Source organism: Chryseobacterium sp. FR054 (genome assembly GCF_056844565.1).
The window spans coordinates 347,210-369,543 of record NZ_JBXDSA010000004.1; the positions used below are offsets into that span (position 1 = coordinate 347,210).

16 protein-coding genes are annotated in these 22,334 nt (G+C 39.5%); all 16 read right to left on the reverse strand.

Features of this window, described 5'->3' with window-relative positions:
- Positions 1–194: 194 nt before the first annotated feature.
- A complete protein-coding gene (locus AC106S_RS17865) occupies positions 195–971 on the reverse strand; it encodes a T9SS type A sorting domain-containing protein (RefSeq protein ID WP_482441051.1) in 777 nt (258 codons plus the stop codon).
- Between the two features lie 2 nt (positions 972–973).
- Positions 974–1,498: an ankyrin repeat domain-containing protein gene (locus tag AC106S_RS17870; protein ID WP_482441052.1), complete on the reverse strand. Its 525-nt coding sequence runs from the start codon at positions 1,496–1,498 to the stop codon at positions 974–976.
- Complete coding sequence (locus AC106S_RS17875) at positions 1,495–2,040, reverse strand: YceI family protein (protein WP_482441053.1); 546 nt, start codon at positions 2,038–2,040, stop codon at positions 1,495–1,497. The genes AC106S_RS17870 and AC106S_RS17875 overlap by 4 nt, the downstream gene beginning before the upstream one ends.
- A gap of 12 nt (positions 2,041–2,052) precedes the next feature.
- A complete protein-coding gene (locus AC106S_RS17880; RefSeq protein ID WP_482441054.1) occupies positions 2,053–2,394 on the reverse strand; it encodes a c-type cytochrome in 342 nt (113 codons plus the stop codon).
- A 1-nt stretch (position 2,395) separates the two neighbouring features.
- On the reverse strand, positions 2,396–3,238 hold the full coding sequence (locus AC106S_RS17885) for a DUF5777 family beta-barrel protein (RefSeq protein WP_482441055.1): 843 nt from the start codon (positions 3,236–3,238) through the stop codon (positions 2,396–2,398).
- Between the two features lie 127 nt (positions 3,239–3,365).
- Positions 3,366–4,016 carry a Crp/Fnr family transcriptional regulator gene (locus AC106S_RS17890; protein WP_482441056.1) on the reverse strand — a complete coding sequence of 217 codons (651 nt, stop codon included), beginning with the start codon at positions 4,014–4,016 and terminating at the stop codon, positions 3,366–3,368.
- Positions 4,017–4,184: 168 nt separating this feature from the next.
- Positions 4,185–4,490, reverse strand: coding sequence for a DUF3467 domain-containing protein (locus AC106S_RS17895; protein ID WP_002976436.1), 306 nt, complete (start codon positions 4,488–4,490; stop codon positions 4,185–4,187).
- An 87-nt stretch (positions 4,491–4,577) separates the two neighbouring features.
- Entirely contained in the window at positions 4,578–8,843 is a 4,266-nt protein-coding gene (gene rpoC, locus AC106S_RS17900; protein WP_482441057.1) for a DNA-directed RNA polymerase subunit beta', read from the reverse strand.
- Positions 8,844–8,972: 129 nt separating this feature from the next.
- Positions 8,973–12,794: a DNA-directed RNA polymerase subunit beta gene (gene rpoB, locus AC106S_RS17905; protein ID WP_482441058.1), complete on the reverse strand. Its 3,822-nt coding sequence runs from the start codon at positions 12,792–12,794 to the stop codon at positions 8,973–8,975.
- Positions 12,795–13,190: 396 nt separating this feature from the next.
- Positions 13,191–13,724, reverse strand: a complete 534-nt coding sequence (locus AC106S_RS17910; RefSeq protein ID WP_482441059.1) for a hypothetical protein — start codon at positions 13,722–13,724, stop codon at positions 13,191–13,193.
- Between the two features lie 16 nt (positions 13,725–13,740).
- Positions 13,741–14,973: a hypothetical protein gene (locus tag AC106S_RS17915; RefSeq protein ID WP_482441060.1), complete on the reverse strand. Its 1,233-nt coding sequence runs from the start codon at positions 14,971–14,973 to the stop codon at positions 13,741–13,743.
- Between the two features lie 239 nt (positions 14,974–15,212).
- Positions 15,213–17,807 (reverse strand): T9SS type A sorting domain-containing protein, encoded by a 2,595-nt coding sequence (locus AC106S_RS17920; protein WP_482441061.1) that lies wholly within the window; start codon positions 17,805–17,807, stop codon positions 15,213–15,215.
- 38 nt (positions 17,808–17,845) lie between these two features.
- Positions 17,846–19,012 (reverse strand): hypothetical protein, encoded by a 1,167-nt coding sequence (locus AC106S_RS17925; protein ID WP_482441062.1) that lies wholly within the window; start codon positions 19,010–19,012, stop codon positions 17,846–17,848.
- A gap of 140 nt (positions 19,013–19,152) precedes the next feature.
- Complete coding sequence (locus AC106S_RS17930) at positions 19,153–19,659, reverse strand: hypothetical protein (RefSeq protein ID WP_482441063.1); 507 nt, start codon at positions 19,657–19,659, stop codon at positions 19,153–19,155.
- A 274-nt stretch (positions 19,660–19,933) separates the two neighbouring features.
- On the reverse strand, positions 19,934–21,061 hold the full coding sequence (locus AC106S_RS17935) for a hypothetical protein (protein ID WP_482441064.1): 1,128 nt from the start codon (positions 21,059–21,061) through the stop codon (positions 19,934–19,936).
- An 879-nt stretch (positions 21,062–21,940) separates the two neighbouring features.
- Positions 21,941–22,309, reverse strand: coding sequence for a 50S ribosomal protein L7/L12 (gene rplL / locus AC106S_RS17940; protein WP_062697387.1), 369 nt, complete (start codon positions 22,307–22,309; stop codon positions 21,941–21,943).
- Between the last annotated feature and the right edge of the window lie 25 nt (positions 22,310–22,334).

The window sequence follows — 22,334 nt, forward strand, 5'->3', positions numbered from 1 at the left end:
AGGAACCGGCCCTTTCAAAGTTACAAATATTCCGTTTTTAACTTCCCCTTGCTTCCGGATTTTCTTTTTGACAACGGGTACATCAGTTCTCTGAAGCGTCCGACCTACATTGAAACGAATAATTTAATATCCCGGCACTAATAAAAATCCCTTCACAGTACACTGTAAAGGGATTTTCCATCTGTAACTTTCAGTTATTCCCTGATAAGTTTTTCATATGACAGGCTTCCATCTTTTAAAGTAATTTCAAAATAATAGGTTCCTGATTTTAAATCATTGATATTTATGTTTTTACCTTCTATTTTCACCGATCTTATTTTTCTTCCTGTTGATTCATAGATGTTCACAGACTGTATTTTATCAGCATTTTTAAAGCTGACCGTCTCTTTGGCCGGATTTGGATAAAGCATTATTTTTTTGCTTTCCGCCACAACCTCATCTGTTCCCAGTACAGCTCTTGTCAGAACCGCATATCCTCTGTTAGCCGTACCAAAACCATGATAATTTGATTCCAGTGTTGTGCCGGGGCCTTTTGCAAAGAAGATATTGATTGAACTGGTATTATTGGCAAACGCAGTGTCTCCTGCTCCACCGGCCAGTGACCGGGTAGCCACGATGGTTCGCGTTCCGCCTGAAACCGTGTTGGAAGTCATCGTCCAGTCCTGTGCTGTGTCTGCATTGGGCGTATTTCCTATGCCGGCAAAGGTATAATCCAGATTGGTATTGGCCGTAGAGTTGGAATTATAAATAAAACCATCTACGCCGGTTCCCATTCCTCCGCTGGATCCGGTCCCACCGAATCCTACTCCCAGATAAGCAGTATCAGGTCCTGTAAGCTTTAATGTAACCTGTGTGGGCGACGTATCAAGCCTTACCGTCATACCGGTAGATAAACTGACGGTTCCGGTCGTAAACTGAGCCCCGGCTAAACCGGCAAGGGCTAAACTAAGTGTAAGTAAAACTTTTTTCATAATTAATTTTTTAAGAGGTTGATAATTTCCGGGTTATTGGTTTGCATAGCATATTCAAAAGGGGTCATTCCCATTGAATCTTTTTTCGATTTATCTGCTTTATACCTGAGCAGTATTTCGATCAGTTCTTTATTTCCGAATTTTACGGCCCAGAATAGAGGAGTATAACCGGTAGTATCGGCGATATTAGGGTCTGCTTTTTTCTTTAATAAACTCTCTACCAGATCTCTGTTATATTTTACAGCCAATCCGGCCAATGCTGTTCCTTCCCCGCTTTTGTAATTAACATCTTTTACATGGTCGATCAGGAATTTGGCAACCTCTGTATTTCCTCTGTAACAGGCCAGAATAAGAGGTGAAAATCCGTTTTCATTGGTTTGGTTGATGATATCCGGATTTTGCTTCATCAGTTCTTTTACTTCATTAACGGTGCCGGCCCTGGCAACATCAAATATTGATTTTGCTTTTTCCTGAGCAGCCACCCAAGCTCCCAGAAATATACTGAGTATCAGAATCAGGTTTTTCATTGTTTAAGCAGTATATAATTATACTCAACATTTACATTTTCGGCGATCTTTTTGGTTACCATCTTCGGAATGGTGACTTTATGATCGGCGGGCCTGGCCACAAAGCTTCCCTGCATATAAATATTACCGTCTTTAGCATATATGGAAGCGGTAGAAGTAACCGACCTGTCTACACCGTGGAAGTTGAGAGTTCCCTGCACGGTAAATTTCTGCGGAGATGAGGTAAGCCTGGTTTTATCAAAGTTTAAAATTTTTCCTTTGAAGGTGGTCTTCGGATATTTTGCTGTTTCGGCATAGCTTTCATTAAAATGCTCTTCCATTAATTTGGTTTTAAAATGAAAGTTTTTTACCGCAGAAACGGAAGCTATTTCACCATTGTCCGCATTCAGAACAAAAACATTGTTGTTGTCCTGTGCATAAACATCTTCAAAAAGAGGTACTGATGCTTCAAATGTTACTTTTCCTGTCTTGGAACTGTATTTCTGAGCCGTAGCCCAACCCGCGAAAAACAGCAGAGTACTGATCAATATTGATTTTTTCATTGTAGATCTTTTTTAATTTTCAATAAGCCCGCTGGCTTTCCATTGGATAAAAACATTGATCTGAGTCTGAGACAAAGATCCTCCCTGCGGCATTTTTCCGGGGTCGCCGCCGGGTCTCTGTATCCTGTTGAGGATACCTTCTATATTGCTCTTTACATCGTTGTAGGTCACAAAAGGCTTAAAACTTCCCGCTGAATGACAGCTTATGCAGTTATTATCCACAATTGGTTTTACGTCCTGGCTGTACGTTACCAGTTCAGCAATGGGTGTATTATCGGAAATCTCTTCATAAGTTCTGCTGTCACAGGCTGCTGCTAAGGCTGCAGCGGACAAAATGTATAAGATCTTTTTCATATTAAAATACCCTGTAAAGATTAAACCCAAAGAAAATCTGACCTTTCTCCCACTTTCCCGCCGCATTGGTGAGATAGCCTATATCTGAATTGATCTGGGAATTGGTGAACAAAAGCTGGAAGACATGTCCTCCGGTTTCTATATCCACTCCTAAGGAAAGCGGATTTTTATAGAAGCTATGGCTGTCGAAATTCACAAAATACTCAGCATTCAGAGAAACTCTTCCGGAAATTTTATAACGTCCTCCCAAACCTGCCAGAAATTGGTTCTTATCTTCGGCAGAAGGTTCATAGAGGTTTTTATGAACATAGGACGGAGTGAGCTGTAACGAGAATTTATCACTGAATCTCCTTGATATGAGAGCCTGGGTAAGGTAAGAAAGCCTGTCGCTGAATCTCAGATGGGGATAATTATCTTTATCCAGATCTGTATTTAAAGCCATTACATTGTAGCCTGCAATATCCACAGGAATATCTTCATTCTGTTTCAACAGTCTGTACTTCACAGCACCTTCAAAGGTTTTCATATTCGTTTCCCGGGAAAGGCTTACCGAAACCGCATCGGTAATTCCATAGATTACTCCCAGCTTCGTTGAAGCATCATCAAGACCGAAAAAGTTTTTAAATCCGGTACTCAGATCTCCGAAACGGTGGGCTACAACAATGTACCACTCATTTTTGGCAGAGAGTTTTGTAGATTGTCCCGTTACAATCTGAAGGGCTTTGAAAGCAGGCTGAGAAATTTCTGTATCGGCCTTAAGGGTGTCAATATCTTTCAGCAGATCTTCCTGTGCAAAGAGAAAACCAGATGACAATACCGACAAAAATAAGAGAGTTTTTGTCATATGCAATTTTGAATTAAATTATCATATAACAAACTTATTGAGTTATCAATTCAAAATCAGGTGATAAAAGTCACCGAATGAATTGTTTTTATCAATCATAAAATTAAAATCAATAAAACATTATAAATTAGAATTGTCTAACATTTTCATTAACAGGGATTTTTATTCCTTCTTTGGTCTGCATAATTTCGCCTTCATTTTCAATTTTTTTCAAAACACGGCTCACTACTTCCCTGGAAGTCCCTAAGCTGCTGGCAATTTCGCGATGGGTAATTTTAATAGGATTATTGCCTGTTATGGCAATCTGCTGTTTGATATAATTGAGAATTCTCTTGTCCAGCCTGTGAAATACAGCGTCATTTACCATATTCATAATTTCTGAGAACCGTTTATCATATTCGTGATAAAATACCCTGTTGATCTCCGGAAATCTGATCAGCCATTCATGGATTACGGAAACAGGAATCAGCAGAACCTCGGAATCTTCTTCTGCTACTGCATAAACCCGGCTTACATAATCGGTAAAAATAGAGGAAAAAGTCATCAGACAGCTGTCATTGGGTCTGATGTAATAATAGATGAGTTCTCTTCCGTCATTTAAAGTAAAAACTCTTATAGAACCTTTTATAAGGAAAGGAACGTATTTATTCTTCTGCCCTTCTCTTACAATTTCTGTTTTTGCTTTTATATCGGCTATTACGACATTGGTGTGCATTTCTTTTAAAAAATCCGCCCCCAAAAATCCGAATTTATCAATAATAAGTTGATTATTTACCATATATTCTAATCATTTCATGAAACAAATATATAAAATTGAATAATCAGTTGGATATTTTTCTGAATTCTTTACACTTATTTAATCCGGCGGGAGGCTTCAGGTTCAAATACCATCATAAAAAATGCCCCGATGAGCATCGGGGCATTCTTATGTATTGTAAGAAAAATCTTAAGCTTGTACGTTGTTTCCTCCTAATACGAAAGGCTCAACTTCTTTGATTTCTCCGAACTGCTGCTCATAGTTAGCGATGTTCTGTTGAAGAGCGTTTAAAACTCTTTTAGCGTGAAGTGGAGCAAGAATAACTCTTGATCTTACTTTCGCCTGCTGTACCCCCGGCATTAATTGGATGAAATCTACTACGAACTCAGATGGAGAGTGGTTTACCAATGCTAAGTTAGCATAGATACCAGCAGCTACCATTTCGTTTAATTCGATGTTGATGTTTCCGTCTTGTGGATTTTGATTGTTGTCCATTGTTATAAATTATGTTTTTAAAATTCGAAATTTGAGATTGTGAAAATATAAAAATAATTTCAAATCCCAAATTTCAAATCATTAATTTTAGTTAAGGTCTTCGAATTCTTTCTTAGAACCTACGATTACATTCTGGTATTCTTTAAGACCTGTACCTGCAGGAATTCTGTGTCCTACAATTACATTTTCTTTAAGACCACCAAGAGCGTCTACTTTACCGGCTACTGCAGCTTCGTTAAGTACTTTAGTGGTTTCCTGGAACGATGCCGCAGACATGAATGACTTGGTCTGAAGAGCTGCTCTTGTAATACCCTGAAGTACAGGTGTTGCTGTGGCAGGAAGTGCTTCTCTTACTTCTACCAATGCCTGGTCTTCACGTCTCAGCTTAGAGTTTTCGTCTCTTAATTCTCTTGCAGTAATCATCTGACCTGGTCTGAATTCTTTAGAATCACCGGCATCTACTACTACTTTAAGACCGAATACTCTGTTGTTTTCCTCAAGGAAGTCGTATTTATGCTCAAGAGCACCTTCAAGGAACTGAGTATCACCTCCGTCTACGATAGATACTTTTGTCATCATCTGTCTTACGATGATTTCGAAGTGCTTATCGTCGATTTTTACCCCCTGAAGACGGTAAACTTCCTGAATTTCATTTACCAGATATTCCTGAACCGCTGTTGGGCCTTTGATTCTCAGGATATCATCCGGAGTGATAGAACCGTCAGAAAGTGGCGAACCAGCTCTTACGAAGTCATTCTCCTGAACAAGGATCTGGTTGGAAAGTTTTACCAGGTAAATCTTTCTTTCTCCTGTTTTAGCCTCTACAATAAGTTCACGGTTACCTCTCTTGATTTTTCCGTAAGAAACTACCCCGTCGATTTCAGTAACCACCGCCGGGTTTGAAGGGTTTCTCGCTTCGAATAATTCGGTAACTCTCGGAAGACCTCCGGTAATATCCCCTGCTTTCGCAGATTTTCTCGGGATCTTGATTAAGACTTTACCAGCCTTGATCTTTTCACCGTCGTTAACCATTAAGTGGGCTCCTACCGGTAAGTTATACCCTTTCTGCTCAACTCCTTTGGAATCTACTACTTTTAATGTAGGTACGGCTTTCTTGTTTCTGGATTCGGAGATTACTTTTTCTTCGAAACCTGTTGCTTCGTCAATTTCCAGCTGGAATGAAACCCCCTGGATAATATCTTCGTATTCTACTTTACCGGCAGTTTCAGCGATGATTACCGCGTTATAAGCATCCCATGTACAGATTACGGTACCTTTTGTTACTTTATCGCCCGGTTTCACAGCCAATACTGAACCGTAAGGTACGTTAGCGACCATTAACGGAGTTCTGGACTCGTTATCAGCAACTAATCTGAATTCCGTTGAACGGGAAACTACTACTTCAGATGTATTACCGTTTTCATCTTCCGTAGTAATTGTTCTTACTTCGTCCATTTCAACGATACCGTCTCTTCTTGCAACGATAGATGGGTTTTCTGATACGTTTGATGCAGTACCCCCCTGGTGGAAGGTTCTCAACGTAAGCTGAGTTCCCGGCTCTCCAATGGACTGTGCTGCAATTACACCTACCGCTTCACCCATATGGATCATTTTACCTGTTGCAAGGTTTCTACCGTAACACTTAGCACAGATCCCTTTCTTGGCTTCACAGGTTAATGGTGAACGAACTTCAACGGCTTCCAATCCTGCTTCTTCAATTCTCTTCGCCAATTGTTCAGTGATTACCTGATCAGCTTCAGCGATTAATTCATCACTTTCAGGATCGTAGATATTATGTAGAGAAACTCTACCTAAGATTCTTTCGGAGATTCTTTCAACGATCTCGTCATTTTTCTTAAGTGCAGTAACTTCTGTACCTCTTAAAGTTCCACAGTCGTCTTCTGTAACGATAACGTCCTGTGCAACGTCTACCAGTCTTCTCGTTAAGTAACCGGCATCGGCCGTTTTAAGAGCAGTATCCGCAAGACCTTTACGGGCACCGTGGGTAGAGATAAAGTACTCAAGGATGGAAAGACCTTCTTTAAAGTTGGCAAGGATCGGGTTTTCGATGATCTCCGCGCCGGTAGAACCAGCTTTTTGCGGTTTCGCCATCAAACCTCTCATCCCTGATAACTGACGGATCTGCTCCTTGGAACCCCTCGCTCCGGAGTCAAGCATCATGTATACAGAGTTGAAACCACCCTGGTCAGTTTTCATTCTGCCCATGATCATTTCAGTAAGGTTTGCGTTTGTTGTAGTCCAAACATCAATTACCTGGTTATAACGTTCTGTATCTGTAATCAGACCCATGTTATAGTTAGCTCTAATCTCATCTACTGTTCCGATAGAGTCAGCAATCATCTGCTTTTTCTCAACAGGAACCACGATGTCTCCTAATGAGAAAGAAAGACCTCCTTTGAATGCGTTTGAATACCCTAAGTCTTTCATAGCATCCAGGAACTTCACTGTTGTAGGGAAGTCTGTATCAGCAAGGATCTTACCGATAACATTTCTCAATGATTTCTTGGTAAGAAGTTCATTGATATATCCTACCTGCTTAGGTACGATCTGGTTGAATAAGATTCTACCTACTGAAGTTTCGATCAGTCTTGTTACCAGCTGTCCGTCTTCTTTCACAGGAAGTCTGCATCTTACCTTAGCATTCAGTGATACTCTTCCTTCAGCATAAGCGATTTCCGCTTCTTCCGGAGAGTAGAATGCAAGACCTTCACCTTTTACTTTCATATCTTCCGTAGAGCTCAGTTCTTTGGTCATGAAATAAAGACCAAGAACCATGTCCTGAGAAGGTACGGTAATCGGGGAACCGTTGGCAGGGTTCAGGATGTTCTGAGATCCCAGCATCAATAGCTGAGCTTCAAGGATCGCTTCCGGTCCTAACGGTAAGTGTACCGCCATCTGGTCACCATCGAAGTCGGCGTTGAATGCCGTTGTTACCAATGGGTGCAGCTGGATTGCCTTACCTTCGATCATTTTAGGCTGGAAAGCCTGAATACCCAGTCTGTGAAGCGTAGGTGCCCTGTTCAATAGTACCGGGTGACCTTTCATCACGTTTTCAAGGATATCATATACTACGGGCTCTTTTCTGTCGATAATTCTCTTTGCAGATTTTACCGTTTTTACAATTCCTCTTTCAATCAGTTTTCTGATGATGAACGGTTTGTAAAGTTCAGCTGCCATATCTTTAGGGATCCCACACTCGTGAAGCTGTAAGTTCGGACCTACAACAATTACCGAACGTGCAGAGTAGTCAACCCTTTTTCCTAATAAGTTCTGACGGAAACGCCCCTGCTTACCTTTCAATGAATCTGAAAGTGATTTCAGCGGTCTGTTGGATTCAGATTTTACAGCTGATGATTTTCTTGTGTTATCGAATAATGAATCTACCGATTCCTGAAGCATACGCTTCTCGTTTCTCAAGATCACTTCAGGAGCTTTGATCTCCAACAGTCTTTTCAGACGGTTGTTTCTGATAATAACTCTTCTGTAAAGGTCATTTAAGTCAGAAGTTGCGAAACGTCCTCCATCCAATGGAACCAATGGTCTCAGTTCCGGCGGGATCACAGGAAGTACACGCATGATCATCCACTCAGGCTTGTTGATCATTCTTGTATTGGCACCTCTCAATGCTTCTACAACGTTCAGTCTTTTTAAAGCCTCAGTTCTTCTCTGCTTGGAACCTTCGTTGTGTGCTTTGTGTCTTAAATCGAAAGACAATGCATCAAGATCGATTCTCTTTAACAGATCTTCCACAGCTTCAGCACCCATTCTGGCGATGAATTTGTTTGGATCGGAATCGTCAAGATACTGGTTTTCCACAGGAAGGGTTTCCATGATATCCAGGTACTCTTCTTCTGTCAGGAACTCCATGCTTTCGAAGTCTGAACCGTCTAATTTTTTAGCAATACCCTGCTGAATTACTACGTATCTTTCGTAGTAAATGATCATATCCAGTTTCTTGGAAGGGATTCCCAAAAGGTAACCGATTTTGTTCGGTAATGAACGGAAATACCAGATGTGAGCGATTGGAACTACAAGGTTGATGTGCCCGATTCTCTCTCTTCGTACTTTTTTCTCTGTAACTTCTACTCCACAACGGTCACAAACGATCCCTTTGTAACGGATTCTTTTGTATTTACCACAGGCACATTCGTAATCCTTTACAGGACCGAAGATCTTTTCACAGAATAACCCGTCTCTTTCAGGTTTGTGCGTTCTGTAGTTAATAGTTTCCGGTTTCAGAACTTCTCCTCTGGATTCCTGAAGAATGGATTCCGGTGAAGCTAAACCGATGGTTATTTTATTAAATCTACTTGATTTATTTTTATTTGACATCTTTTTTAAATTTGAGATTTGACATTTGAAATTTGAGATTGATGAATCTCTAAAAATTTTATTCTGAATTTTTGTTTGAAATCTGCGTACAGAATTTCAAATTTCAAATAAATTAATTTCAAATGGAATTTATTCCTCAAGTCTTACGTCTAATCCAAGACCCTGTAACTCGTGAAGCAATACGTTGAATGATTCCGGAATACCTGGTTCAGGCATAGATTCACCTTTTGCAATCGCTTCGTAAGTTTTCGCTCTACCAATCACGTCATCCGATTTCACGGTAAGGATCTCTCTAAGGATGTTGGATGCTCCGAATGCTTCAAGAGCCCAAACCTCCATCTCTCCGAATCTCTGTCCACCGAACTGGGCTTTACCTCCTAACGGCTGCTGAGTGATTAATGAGTAAGGTCCAATAGAACGTGCGTGCATCTTATCGTCAACCATGTGCCCCAGTTTCAGCATGTAGATGATACCTACGGTAGCTGCCTGAGTAAATCTTTCTCCGGTACCTCCATCGTAAAGGTGAGTGTGACCGAATTTAGGAAGACCTGCCTTATCTGTGTATTCAGTAATCTGATCAAGGCTCGCTCCGTCAAAGATTGGTGTAGCGAATTTCAGTCCTAATTTCTGACCAGCCCATCCAAGAACTGTTTCATAGATCTGACCGATGTTCATACGTGAAGGTACCCCAAGTGGATTCAATACGATATCTACCGGTGTTCCGTCTTCAAGGAACGGCATATCTTCTTCACGAACGATTCTTGAAACGATACCTTTGTTACCGTGACGTCCTGCCATTTTATCCCCTACATTCAGTTTACGTTTCTTAGCGATGTAAACTTTAGCCAGCTTCATGATACCTGCCGGTAGTTCGTCCCCGATTGAAATAGCGAATTTCTCACGGTTTTTAACTCCCTGGATGTCGTTATATTTGATTTTGTAGTTGTGAATCAACTGCTTGATCAGTTCATTTTTATCAGCATCAACTGTCCAGTCTGAACCGCTAACGTTTACATAGTCTTCCACTGAAGTTAACAGCTTGTGAGTAAACTTCACTCCTTTACCGATAATTTCCTCATCAAGGTCGTTTTTCACTCCCTGAGAAGTTTTACCGCTTACCAGCGTATTTAATTTTTCAATTAAAGTGTTTCTCAACTCGTCAAACTTAGCCTTGTAAGTGTTTTCAATTTCTTCAAGTTTAAGTTTTTCTTCAGTTCTTTTCTTTTTGTCTTTAATGTTTCTTGAGAACAGTTTCTTGTTGATAACTACCCCTCTTAATGAAGAGTCTGCTTTTAATGATGCGTCTTTTACATCACCTGCTTTATCACCGAAGATTGCTCTAAGAAGTTTTTCTTCAGGAGTCGGGTCAGATTCACCTTTTGGAGTGATTTTACCAATCATAATGTCTCCAGGCTTCACTTCTGCACCGATTCTGATCATACCGTTCTCGTCAAGATCTTTGGTAGCTTCTTCAGAAACGTTCGGAATATCTGCTGTAAGTTCTTCCATACCTAATTTGGTATCACGAACTTCAAGAGAGTATTCATCTACGTGGATGGAAGTAAACCAGTCTTCACGAACTACTTTTTCGTTGATTACGATTGCATCCTCAAAGTTGTATCCTTTCCAAGGCATGAAGGCAACCACCAGGTTTCTACCAAGAGCCAATTCTCCGTTTTCAGTGGCGTAACCGTCACAAAGAACCTGTCCTTTTTCCACTACATCACCTACTCTTACGTTTGGTCTCAGGGTAATGGTTGTACTCTGGTTGGTTTTTCTGAACTTAGTCAGGTTATATGTTTTAGTAGCAGACTCGAATTGTACTAAATCTTCGTCATCGCTTCTTTCATATTTAATAGTGATCTTATCAGCATCTACATATTCTACCGTACCTGTACCTTCCGCATTGATCAGGATTCTTGAATCTTTCGCAACCTGCTGTTCCAGACCTGTACCTACAATTGGAGCCTGTGGCTTCAACAACGGAACGGCCTGACGCATCATGTTGGATCCCATCAGGGCACGGTTCGCATCATCATGTTCAAGGAACGGAATCAATGAAGCTGAAATACCGGAGATCTGGTTTGGTGCAACGTCGATAAGGTCAACCTGCTGAGGCTCTACTACCGGGTAGTCACCGTCCAGTCTTGCGATAATTCTGTCTGTTAAGAAGTCTCCGTTATCGCTCAATTCAACGTTGGCCTGAGCAATTACCTTATCTTCTTCGTCTTCAGCATTTAAGTAGATAGGATCAGCGTTAAGTTCAATTTTACCATCTTCTACTTTTCTGTACGGAGTTTCGATGAAACCTAGTCTGTTGATTTTAGCATAGATTCCTAAAGATGAAATCAAACCGATGTTTGGTCCTTCCGGAGTTTCAATCGGACAGATTCTTCCGTAGTGGGTATGGTGAACGTCACGAACCTCGAAACCTGCTCTTTCTCTTGATAAACCACCAGGTCCCAGGGCAGAAAGTCTACGCTTGTGCGTGATTTCTGATAGCGGGTTGGTTTGGTCCATGAACTGAGAAAGCTGGTTGGTACCAAAGAATGAGTTGATTACAGACGTTAATGTCTTAGCATTTACAAGGTCAAGTGGAGTAAAGATTTCGTTATCTCTAACGTTCATTCTTTCCTTGATTGTTCTTGCAATTCTTGAAAGACCTACACCGAACTGTCCTGCCAATTGCTCACCAACAGTCTTGATTCTTCTGTTTGATAAGTGGTCGATATCATCAACCTCAGCTTTAGAGTTTACAAGCTCGATCAAGTGTCTTACGATCGCAATGATATCTTCTTTTGTAAGAACTTCAGTTGTTGTTGGGATGTTCAGACCTAATTTTTTGTTCAGTCTGTAACGTCCTACTTCCCCTAAAGAGTATCTCTGCTCGGAGAAGAATAATTTTTCAATGATTCCTCTTGCAGTTTCCTCATCTGGCGGATCTGCGTTTCTTAACTGACGGTAGATGTACTCTACCGCTTCTTTTTCGGAGTTGGTAGGGTCTTTCTGTAATGTATTCTGGATGATAGAGAACTCATTGCTGTTTTCTTTGTGAATCAGGATTGATTTCACCCCTGCATCAAGAATAAGATCCAAATGTTCTTTTTCAAGAATAGTTTCTCTATCCAGGATGATTTCGTTTCTTTCAATAGAAACTACTTCTCCTGTATCTTCGTCTACGAAATCTTCGAACCAAGTGTTCAGTACTCTCGCAGCCAATGTTCTTCCTTCTACTTTTTTAAGGGCAGCTTTAGAAACTTTCACTTCTTCAGCAAGGTCGAAGATCTGAAGGATATCCTTATCAGATTCGTAACCGATCGCTCTTAATAAAGTTGTTAATGGTAATTTTTTCTTACGGTCGATATACGCGTACATTACGCTGTTGATATCGGTTGTAAATTCCATCCAAGATCCTTTGAAAGGGATAATTCTTGAATAGTAAAGTTTGGTTCCGTTAGCGTGATAAGTCTGTCCGAAGAATACGCCGGGTGAACGGTGTAACTGCGTAACGATAACTCTCTCTGCACCATTGATGATGAAAGATCCACTAGGCGTCATGTACGGAACCGGGCCTAAATATACATCCTGAACCACAGTCTGGAAATCCTCATGTTCAGGGTCTGTACAATACAATTTAAGTCTTGCTTTAAGAGGTACGGAATACGTTAATCCTCTTTCCACACACTCATCAATTGAATAACGTGGAGAATCTACCAGGTAATCCAAAAATTCCAATACGAACTGGTTTCTGGAATCGGTGATCGGGAAATTTTCCTGGAAAGTCTTGTACAAACCTTCGTCTGTTCTGTCTTCCGGAAGGGTATCAAGCTGGAAAAACTCTCTGAAGGACTCGATCTGGATGTCCAGGAAGTCAGGAGTGATGATTTTTCCTTTTGCTGAAGAGAAATTAATTCTCTGATTCCCCCTAGTTGTTGCTGTTGTTTTACTCATAAAACTTTTAAGAAAGGGTTAAAAAATATTTTGATTAACTACAAAAATATCAGAGAAGAACAAGAAACAAGATAAAAGTAAAAAGGTAAAAGTGTTTTGGCGCTCACGAAAGACCTTAGCTCTTTTAACTTTGTACCTGGCTCTTTCTAACTGCAACGCTGGTATATCTTTTCACAGCGTAATGCAAAATATTTTTATTACTTTTGAGGCAGAGATCGCCGCAATATCCATATACACGAAAGCCCTTTCATTTTTATGAAAGAGGTGATTTTCAATATTTTATAGATGTACAAACAATTATTCGCGCCAAAAGAGGGACAAAGGTACAAAATATTTTTTACCCGGACAAATAAAACCACTTCATTTTGAAGTGGTTAATATTTTAAAGCTTTTATTTTACTGTTTCCAGAAGGTCCAAACCGACCCGTTAAAAACAGCCAGTAATTTTGTAGCGGTATCATAAACCATCATACCGGGTGAAGGATTAATGATATTAAGATGCGGGCTTGCTACTTTAGGGAGAACCATTGCCTTATTGGTATCTTCAAGCACTAAAATTCCCGGGGTTGACGTAAGGGTTCCGACCGCAACTTTAGCAGACGATGTTTCAGTGGCTGAATTTTGAATCAAAGCACCGTCAATGCCGGTAACAGGATCAACGGTAGTTCCTGTGGCATTCACGGAAAGATCTTTCCAGCCTGAAGCATATTTTACTTTAATTTTTTTATCTGTAAGATCATAGATCATTGTTCCGTTCACCACTCCTGAAACTGTGGCTGAAGAAGTTACCCACGGCAAAACCATCCCTCTGTTGGCCGGACCAAATTCAAGAGATACCGATGTTGAGGAAACTGAAGTTTTCCCTATCGCAACTTGCGCGTAAACACAAAAAGAAAATAAAAAGAACAGGATTGATATGCTATTTCTCATAGGGTTCAATAATTGATTAGTTAACATCTGAACAGGTTTGGGTATTAAAGCATTTCCAGCCTGACGCAGTACCATCCGTATTAATCTGCAGACAGTCTAATGTAGTATTATACACCATCATTCCTTCCACCAGCCCGGATGCGGGCAATCCGGCAATCTGCACCGAAGTAAGCCTGTTAGGAACAAAACCTTTCGTTTTAGCTTCCAGCACTGTCCAGGCTCCTTTTCTAACGGAAGGCCAGTTTTCTGTTCCTCCAGCTCTGTTGAGCGCTGTAATTCCCTGATTCGCATTCAGCACTGTTCCGGCTGTAACCGCAGGTTTATAACACAGGCAGCTGTTTACCGCAGCACTTTGAGAACTCCCTACTCCCTGCCCCTGGTCACTACCGATATCGGCCGCACCTCCAGAATTTACCAAAACCGGTATCCCCTGGCTGTCAACAGCACCCAATATTACTCCTGAAGCACTGATATTGGTAAGCTTTACATTTTCATCTCCCTCAATGGCATCAAAGCAGCCGTCTGCATCAGAGTCCAGATCCTGATAATTAGGAATTCCGTCATTATCCGTATCTAAAATATATGCAGGAATAGAGATGTCATCAATAGTCCAGTCATCCAATCCGGTAGTGGCACGGAATATAACCTCGGCAGTACCCGGCGAATTGTAAGGAATATTAATGGCAAAGGTACGGAATGTATATCCTGTAATACTGGCCGTAGAAAAAGGGGTAAAACTGGAAGTTACTCCCGTTGCCAGACTGATCGTGACATTATTTGTCGCTGTATTTCTAACGGTACTATTTGATATAGTTGCATACACAACATTATTCACCAGGATCTGCAGCGATGCGGTAGACCCGCTGGCATGGCTCCCATCCTGAGCCCCAAGAGTCATAGTTAAAGCCAGTACACCATCCGTTCTGTTAAGATTATTCACACTCTGCTTCAGATCTACATTGGAAACATTGTTATCTGTAATGCTTACATTACCCGATGCACTGCTATACACCCAGCCTGCTGCCAGAGACCACGGAGTAGAGACAGAGGTAAAAGAACCATTCACCACCGTGTTTGACGGCGGGCTTTCCAAAAGATCGGGAATACCGTCATTATCATCATCCAGATCCAGAGAATTGATAATTCCGTCTCCATCAAAATCCTGATTCGGATTAACCTGTGCCTTCAGCCCGTTTTTCCAGACCACAAGTGACAGAATAAAAAAAATTAACAAATAACTACTCTTCATATAATATGTTTTTCAAAATTGTCGGCTATTCATAAAATCCGTGCAAAGAAAAACAAAAAAAAAGCAAATATTTTACAGGGCACTGTTAAATTATTCCTATGTCTACTTGCGCTAAAAAACACAACAAAAGAGAATGTTCAATATATTGACCAGCAGACAATTAATAAAACAACAAAACCGCTCAAAAGAGCGGTTTTGTTTCATATATAAATCATTATAAGTGAAAATATTTTTTTCTGTTATTTCACAATTACCTTATAAGATTTTACAGTTGATTTGGTTTCAATCTTAATGATATAGATTCCTGTTGGCAATGAAGAAGTATCAATACCTGTACGTGCAGAGAATTTATCAGACTTCACAACTTTTCCTTCTGTAGAGAACAGAGTATAAACTCCCTCTTCAGCAGATGTAATCATAAGATTTTCTCCGGATTTTACAGGGTTTGGATATATTTTAATATCATTAGCTGCATCAGTAACCTCTGAAGCTATCATTCTGGCTTCAGCTGATCCGTTTTTCAGGAACTTAGCATAAGGAGAAAGCGGGGAATTCGGAGAACCTCTTCTTACAAGATCCGTATCTACCACAGCCTGGATACCGTCTTTATCCTGATCGTTAATTCTTGAAATAAATCCGCCACCCAGATCATCTAAATTATCTTTTCCGATTGCATACAGGTCATAAACCGAGCCGTTGGAAGTAAGATCAAGGAAGTCAGGTCTATCATCACCATCAGTATTTTTAATCGGATATTTCATAATTCCTGAGTCAGGATAAGTTTCAAGAATATCTGCAAGACCGTTCTTACCTACCGGTACGTCACTATCAATAATACCGTTATGATCTTTATCGATCTGGTTAATTACAGAGGCTGGAATACCAGATTCAAACAGATCCAGGATACCGTCATTATCTGAATCCAGATCACGGTAGTTAGGAACCGAATCACCAAGAACAGGAATAAACAGTAAATCTCCTTCTGTATCATCATTTTCAAATTTTCCGTCATGATCAGCATCTTCTATTGAATCCGGGATACCGTCGTTGTCAGAATCAAGATCACAAGCATCTATAATACCGTCCCCATCTGTATCCAGTACCGGAGACTTATCGTTTACCGCAGTACAATTTCCACCACTAGTTTCCGCACAATCCGGAATACCATTACCGTTCTCATCAATACTATCATCTCCTCCGGAGCAACGGTCAAAGCAGTTTGGCACTCCATCTCCGTCATCATCTTTACTGGCAAAAGCATTATAAATATTATACCCCTGAGCCAGATTCACAGACAGTAATGAACTGAAAGTAACTTTTATACGGTTAAAAGGTTTAGTTGCTTTACCTCCTATATAAAATCTATTTGACCCGCTTGTAAAGAGGTTTCCTGTGACAAGGCTTCCTGAGGTAAAGGTATCTGTTAAAGTAGTTCCATTATAAAACTGAACAGTAACAGCATCTAAAATACTAACTCCTATAAGCCCGCCTGTTTTTTCTACCGTATATCCTGCAATTGTATTGGCAGGCAGCATATTATCAGCTCCTACTGTTAAACTTGCTGAAAAAAGGAAAGTTCCTAGTAAAGGAAAAGTAAGTCTTGCATAATTGGAAGGATCAGTATCCACTACTGCTCCAGGATTATTTAAGCTTGGAGCAAGAAGCCCCCATCCTGACTGTGTCCATCCAAATCCGTTGACAATATTTCCTTTAGTTGAGGATCCGCTTGTCTGGATCTTATCATCACAGTCGCAGGATACCGGCTCTTCAAAAGCGTAATATACTTTAAGTGCACCTAAATTAACTCCTACCGTTTGAGTCACCTTCAATCTGATTTCATTAAAAGGCTTAGTTGTTGTTAGAGAAACCTTTTGTTTTCCCGAACCGTAACTCAAAAGCTTAATATTAATCAAACCGCCCCCATCGGAAAGCTGTCTTGAATCCTGCAGTTGTCCGAATAAATACGTTTCTATGGTAATATTTTTCAAGAATTCAGCACTGATAAGTTTACCCTGATCATCAGGTTCTATCACAAATCCAGCTCTATTTCCCGCAGGATATACCTGGTTTTTATCTAAAACCCCTACTGAATAAGACCCTAACAACCCTACCGGAAGAACAATCTGACCAAAGGAATTTTTATTTCCGTCTCCAATATTTTCTTTATTCAGAACAAAGGAAAGCGGGGCAAGGAAGCTGCTGCTTCCTGAAATATTACCGTCTACACCACTTCCTGCAATAATATCATCACAAATACCATTATTATCTGTTGGTACTTTTGTAGGGTCAAATGCAAATGCATAGTATACATTCATTGCACTGAATATAGAAAGCACATTGGTTTGATACAACCTTACTTCATTAAATTCTTTCGTTGTCTTAAAATGCAGGAAAATCCTGTTTTTATTTCCCCCAAACGCAGGAACTGAAAGCAAGGTACTGCTGGTTGTACTTTCCTGAAGTACTCCGTTTTTGTACGTGCTGATTCTCAGCGAGCTTAAGAGGTCTATTGTGATAATGCTGGTTCCCAGGTCTACATTAAAACCTGTAATATATCCGGCTGGATAAGTAGTATTCGTGTTTTTCACGGAGATTCCGTTTCCACTGATCAGGGAAGCAAAATTTCCCATACTCACTTTATTGTTCAGATCTGCGTCTATTACAGGATTCATGCTCCCGTTATAACATGCAAGGCAAATTCCTGAATTATTAACAGGTTTTGCTTCTACTCCCATCCCTCGGATAGGTTCATACCCCTGCTGTGCAAAAATCAGTGATGACATCACCAATGTCATCAACACTGCAGCAAGTTTTCCAAATAATTTTCTTGTCATTTTGTTTGTTTTTTATTTAAAAAATTGTGTGTTTTTTATTAAAGATTCTGCCACGCGTAAGTAGTGGCCCCAGTTTGCCTGCACCCCACGAAGTTTCCGACAGATGATGATACTTCATATATAATAGTTCCGGCATTAGAAGCATCACATGCAGGCCTTGTATTTGCTTTGATCAGAATAGCTTTACTCACTTCAAGGTCAGCAAAATTACTTGTGCTAGGAACCATATTGATCCCTACATTGGTAGCAGCCGTTCCTACCGCACCCTGACCGGAAAAAATATGTGAAATATTTCCGTACACGGACTGATTACCGGTAGCCTGTGCAGAAAACCCAACTGCCAAAGCATAGCCGCTTCCGGTAGCCGTAGAATTGGCTCCGACAGCCATACTACTATAACTGGCAGTATTTCCGGTACCGACAATTACTCCCCCATCATTTCTGTTTTGGTTTCCAATGGTTATTCCTGATGTATTCATGAGATCGTTTCCATTACCCAATATCAAAGTAGCAGCTCCCGTAGCGGTATTGCTGTTTCCTATAACTTTAGCACCGCTGGCCACCGTATTTTTTGCACCAATGGCTAATCCCGGAAAGTTTGCAGCCTGTGCAGAAACATTATTATCTCTTCCTAAAGCAATGTTTGAAGAAGTTGTATTTCCAAAAACATTGTTGGATCCCCAGCTAAAAGAAGCGTACGGACCTGAAGCAGAATTAGCATTTCCACCTGTGAGATTACCATCAATATCAAGAATAGCTTTCACATTTTTCTTTGTTGCAATAACAAGGTTCCGATTATCTGATGTTCCTAAATAATTTCCTTTGGCAATATCACTTCCCAAAGTTGCCACAGGTGTCACTGTATCATGATTACCTTCCGTATGCCAGTTCGTTCCTAAACCTGACCATTCTGCGCCATCAAAATAATAATATCCTGGTGTATTAACATTTATTGTCTGTCCGGCCGGTGCAGTATCTGCAACCGTAACATAAACTATTGCCCCTGTCTGTGCTGCTGTATAGGTCTTGTTTCTCAATTGAAGTCCGGTAAGCCTGGGGGCAATAATACCATCCAGCTTACTTCCCACTGCCGGAAAACCTGTAACATCAAGACTTGCCTTCGGATCACCCGTATTTATTCCTACTTGTGCGAATGTCCAGAAACTTAAGGACAATGCTGCGACCGTAAATAATTTACTTTTCATTTTTTTAGTGATATTTGTTGTTTTTGTGTGTTTTATTTTGAATCCTGTATGCAAAACCTTTCCCAACTTGCGAAAGAAATAAGGCAATACAGAAAATATGAATTTCAGGGTATGAAAAATGAATATAAACCTCCTGAAAATCAAGAAATTATTTTATCCGGGATCTTGACGACTATTACAAAACCTTTCAATTGTTTATGGGCTTTTTCAGAACGTAGCAGATCTGATTTTAGCTGCAGAAAGGATATACTATTTATTTCCGGTTTCATGTCCAATAATGAAGCAATAGCAAGAAAGTATTTTGAACAGTCAGAAAGACGGAAATATTGAGTTTTTACAGATATATTATTGTCTGATAAAGGTAAAAAATCAGTAATGAGCTGTGGAAAGAAGGATTGCTCCAGATTCTGATCAGGATTCATCCTGTTTCCAGGATCATCTTTTGTTTTCCATTGATTTAATGAAATATCTTCCGAAATTTCTCTATGGTTGCTTTTATTTGAAACCATACAGGACACATCCGAAGAATCCGGCCATTCTGAAGATAGCCCGGGGTCTGCATTTTGGGTTCCTATAATCAATACTGCCAATATTCCTATTGAACAGAAAGCAATATGATTACAGAAAAGAAGATAATTTCTTTTCAAATCAGTGTGTGTTTTTTTTCAATACAAATATAATAAATTTTCAATAAAAACAATGTTTTAATACAACTATTTTAAGCTAATGAGTTAATTTAAAAACAAATAAACAATTAATTATGTTAAATGTTAACAAATTAATAAAAATAAACAAATACAATAAAACATACATCAATAATATTCAAATACCATTATCTATAAAGTATCAAATTGAGATTTTATAGGTACAAAAAAGCTGTCTGAAAAGTGAGACAGTCTTTTTTGTGTATGTATAAAAAGATTATCTAAGTCTTTGTGCAGTTAAATATCCATAAGCTATATTGTTAATCTGGTTGGCCGTCCATGTTACCTGATACCATTCTCCATTTTCAAACATGATCTGAGATACGCAGAACTCTGACTGATCGTCATCATTAAAAAGCAGCTGATCATTATTATCAACGTGAAATGAGACTGCATTCCCTGCAATTGTCGTTTTGATTCCGGTAGAATAACTTCCGTATGTCGTTAATGAGGTAATGGAGTAATTAATAGGATTAGCGGTTGTATTCAGCATGACCGGATTTATTAAACCATTGCTGTCATACATAAAATCCATCATCAAACCATTAATAAATAATACACCAGGAGAATTTGAATTTAAGCCGGCTGCATTAGTTAACAAACGTCTATTGGTTGTAGTAACATTATTAACAGCCTTACCATTCATTCTACGCAAACCAGGTCCATTAGCACTAAATACATTCATCGGAGCTGAATAACTGAATGATTTGGTTTCTCCAACGGCAAACTTATTCCCTTCACCTACCATAGCACTGCATCCCGTTGCTTCAAAAACATCCGGAATGGCAAAAACAGCCTTATTGGGAGAAGAGGCACTGGGGATTCCCGATACACTATATACAAGCTCACCGTTACCGATCTGCAGTTTTCCGGGATTTAAAGCAGCTTTTAATCCTGTAACACCGGTAGAGTTAATGGCTGTACCGGAAGAATAATTGCCCCCATTACCGCCGGTATAAGGTATAGTAAGTACACCCTGATAATTACTTCCTGCTATAAATGTTGGCGGGCTCAGCCTTGCATCATTACAGAGCAACTGGTTCATCTTAGGAATTACAGGTTCATAACCTTCCATATTCAGCCATTTTGCTCCATCCCAATAATACAAACCTCTGGGAAAAGTTGTCCCGTTGTTATAAATAACCAAAGCTTCTGCATTAGGTGTGGCTCCCAACTGAAGAGTTGAAGACGTAAGGTTAATCCTCGGCGGTAAAAATCCTTTATTCCCAGACTGTAAATGCAGTATAGCTGACTGATCCGGATCCGGAGTTCCTATGCCAACCTGAGCGAAATAAGGCGTACTTAATGATAAGGCCAAAACCGTAATAAAATAATTTTTTTTCATTTGTCTTTATAGTTTTAAAAATGTTTTCAGTTTTTTAAGAATGAACAGATCAACAGAGTGATCATGGATGTGAGTATGACGGAACAATCCTATTTATTAATAACAACCTGTACAATGAGTCTGTTTTAACCAAAATTTAAATATAAGGGGCAGAAAAAGATGTATGAGATTATAAAAGCATTCAAAAGGGTAAAAATCAAAGATTTGCGGAGACTGTACGCTTTCTATTTTCCAGTATAATGATCAACTTTAAATAGACTATCAATCTTTCCGGCTGAGTGAGTAAGAAAATTTAAATAATTAATAATTCAGATAATGTTATATAAGAATTCAACACTAATTGCTATTTACAAATAATGTCTTTAAGTAAAACTTTTCACTACAAGATTACTTCCTGATTATGTCATAATCATTAAAAGAAATACCCTGTCCCTTATGATTTATTAAAATAGAATGAAGATCTTACTTCAGCAAAGAGTTGTCGATTTGAACGATTTCCCTGACGACAAAGACAGACCGGAGAGAACACGGTCTAAAATGGTAAATTTATCCTTTATTTTTTTTATAAAAATTTTAAGGCCTGCCCCGGGAATACGGCAGGAAGGAAAATAGTTCCGTTTCATCTAATTGTGTTTTTCGAAACAAAAATACCAATTTTTAATGAAAGCAATGCATTTTCGATAAAGTTCTATAAATCCTGTTTTAATCTGTTCTGCATTACGGATAAATGATGATAAGAAATTATATAAAGGGGTTTCAAGAATTGGCAGAAATATAAGTAATTTAAAAGCATGTATCATGTAATCATCCAATTGAGCAGCCCGCCAACAAAAAAGCCTGAGTACGAATACTCAGGCTTATTATTTTATGTAAAATGAATTATTTCAATTCTACTTCAGCACCAGCTTCTTCAAGTTGCTTCTTAAGAGCTTCTGCCTCATCTTTAGAGATACCAGTTTTGATTGGAGCAGGAGCACCGTCTACGATATCTTTAGCTTCTTTAAGACCAGCACCAGTTAAATCTTTTACCAATTTAACGATTGCTAATTTAGAAGCACCAGCAGACTTAAGAATTACATCGAATTCAGTCTTTTCTTCAGCAGCATCACCTGCACCACCTGCAGCAACAACTACAGCAGCAGCAGCTGGCTCAATTCCGTACTCATCCTTAAGGATAGCAGCTAATTCGTTTACGTCTTTTACAGTTAGGTTTACTAGCGTTTCAGCTAAATTTTTTAAATCTGACATTGTTGTAATGTTTTTGTTGATTATT

Bases quoted from the DNA above. Each gene is read 5' to 3' on its own strand.
- AC106S_RS17865 (WP_482441051.1), bottom strand. From the start codon at position 971: ATGAAAAAAGTTTTACTTACACTTAGTTTAGCCCTTGCCGGTTTAGCC.
- AC106S_RS17870 (WP_482441052.1), bottom strand. From the start codon at position 1,498: ATGAAAAACCTGATTCTGATACTCAGTATATTTCTGGGAGCTTGGGTG.
- AC106S_RS17875 (WP_482441053.1), bottom strand. From the start codon at position 2,040: ATGAAAAAATCAATATTGATCAGTACTCTGCTGTTTTTCGCGGGTTGG.
- AC106S_RS17880 (WP_482441054.1), bottom strand. From the start codon at position 2,394: ATGAAAAAGATCTTATACATTTTGTCCGCTGCAGCCTTAGCAGCAGCC.
- AC106S_RS17885 (WP_482441055.1), bottom strand. From the start codon at position 3,238: ATGACAAAAACTCTCTTATTTTTGTCGGTATTGTCATCTGGTTTTCTC.
- AC106S_RS17890 (WP_482441056.1), bottom strand. From the start codon at position 4,016: ATGGTAAATAATCAACTTATTATTGATAAATTCGGATTTTTGGGGGCG.
- AC106S_RS17895 (WP_002976436.1), bottom strand. From the start codon at position 4,490: ATGGACAACAATCAAAATCCACAAGACGGAAACATCAACATCGAATTA.
- rpoC (WP_482441057.1), bottom strand. From the start codon at position 8,843: ATGTCAAATAAAAATAAATCAAGTAGATTTAATAAAATAACCATCGGT.
- rpoB (WP_482441058.1), bottom strand. From the start codon at position 12,794: ATGAGTAAAACAACAGCAACAACTAGGGGGAATCAGAGAATTAATTTC.
- AC106S_RS17910 (WP_482441059.1), bottom strand. From the start codon at position 13,724: ATGAGAAATAGCATATCAATCCTGTTCTTTTTATTTTCTTTTTGTGTT.
- AC106S_RS17915 (WP_482441060.1), bottom strand. From the start codon at position 14,973: ATGAAGAGTAGTTATTTGTTAATTTTTTTTATTCTGTCACTTGTGGTC.
- AC106S_RS17920 (WP_482441061.1), bottom strand. From the start codon at position 17,807: ATGACAAGAAAATTATTTGGAAAACTTGCTGCAGTGTTGATGACATTG.
- AC106S_RS17925 (WP_482441062.1), bottom strand. From the start codon at position 19,012: ATGAAAAGTAAATTATTTACGGTCGCAGCATTGTCCTTAAGTTTCTGG.
- AC106S_RS17935 (WP_482441064.1), bottom strand. From the start codon at position 21,061: ATGAAAAAAAATTATTTTATTACGGTTTTGGCCTTATCATTAAGTACG.
- rplL (WP_062697387.1), bottom strand. From the start codon at position 22,309: ATGTCAGATTTAAAAAATTTAGCTGAAACGCTAGTAAACCTAACTGTA.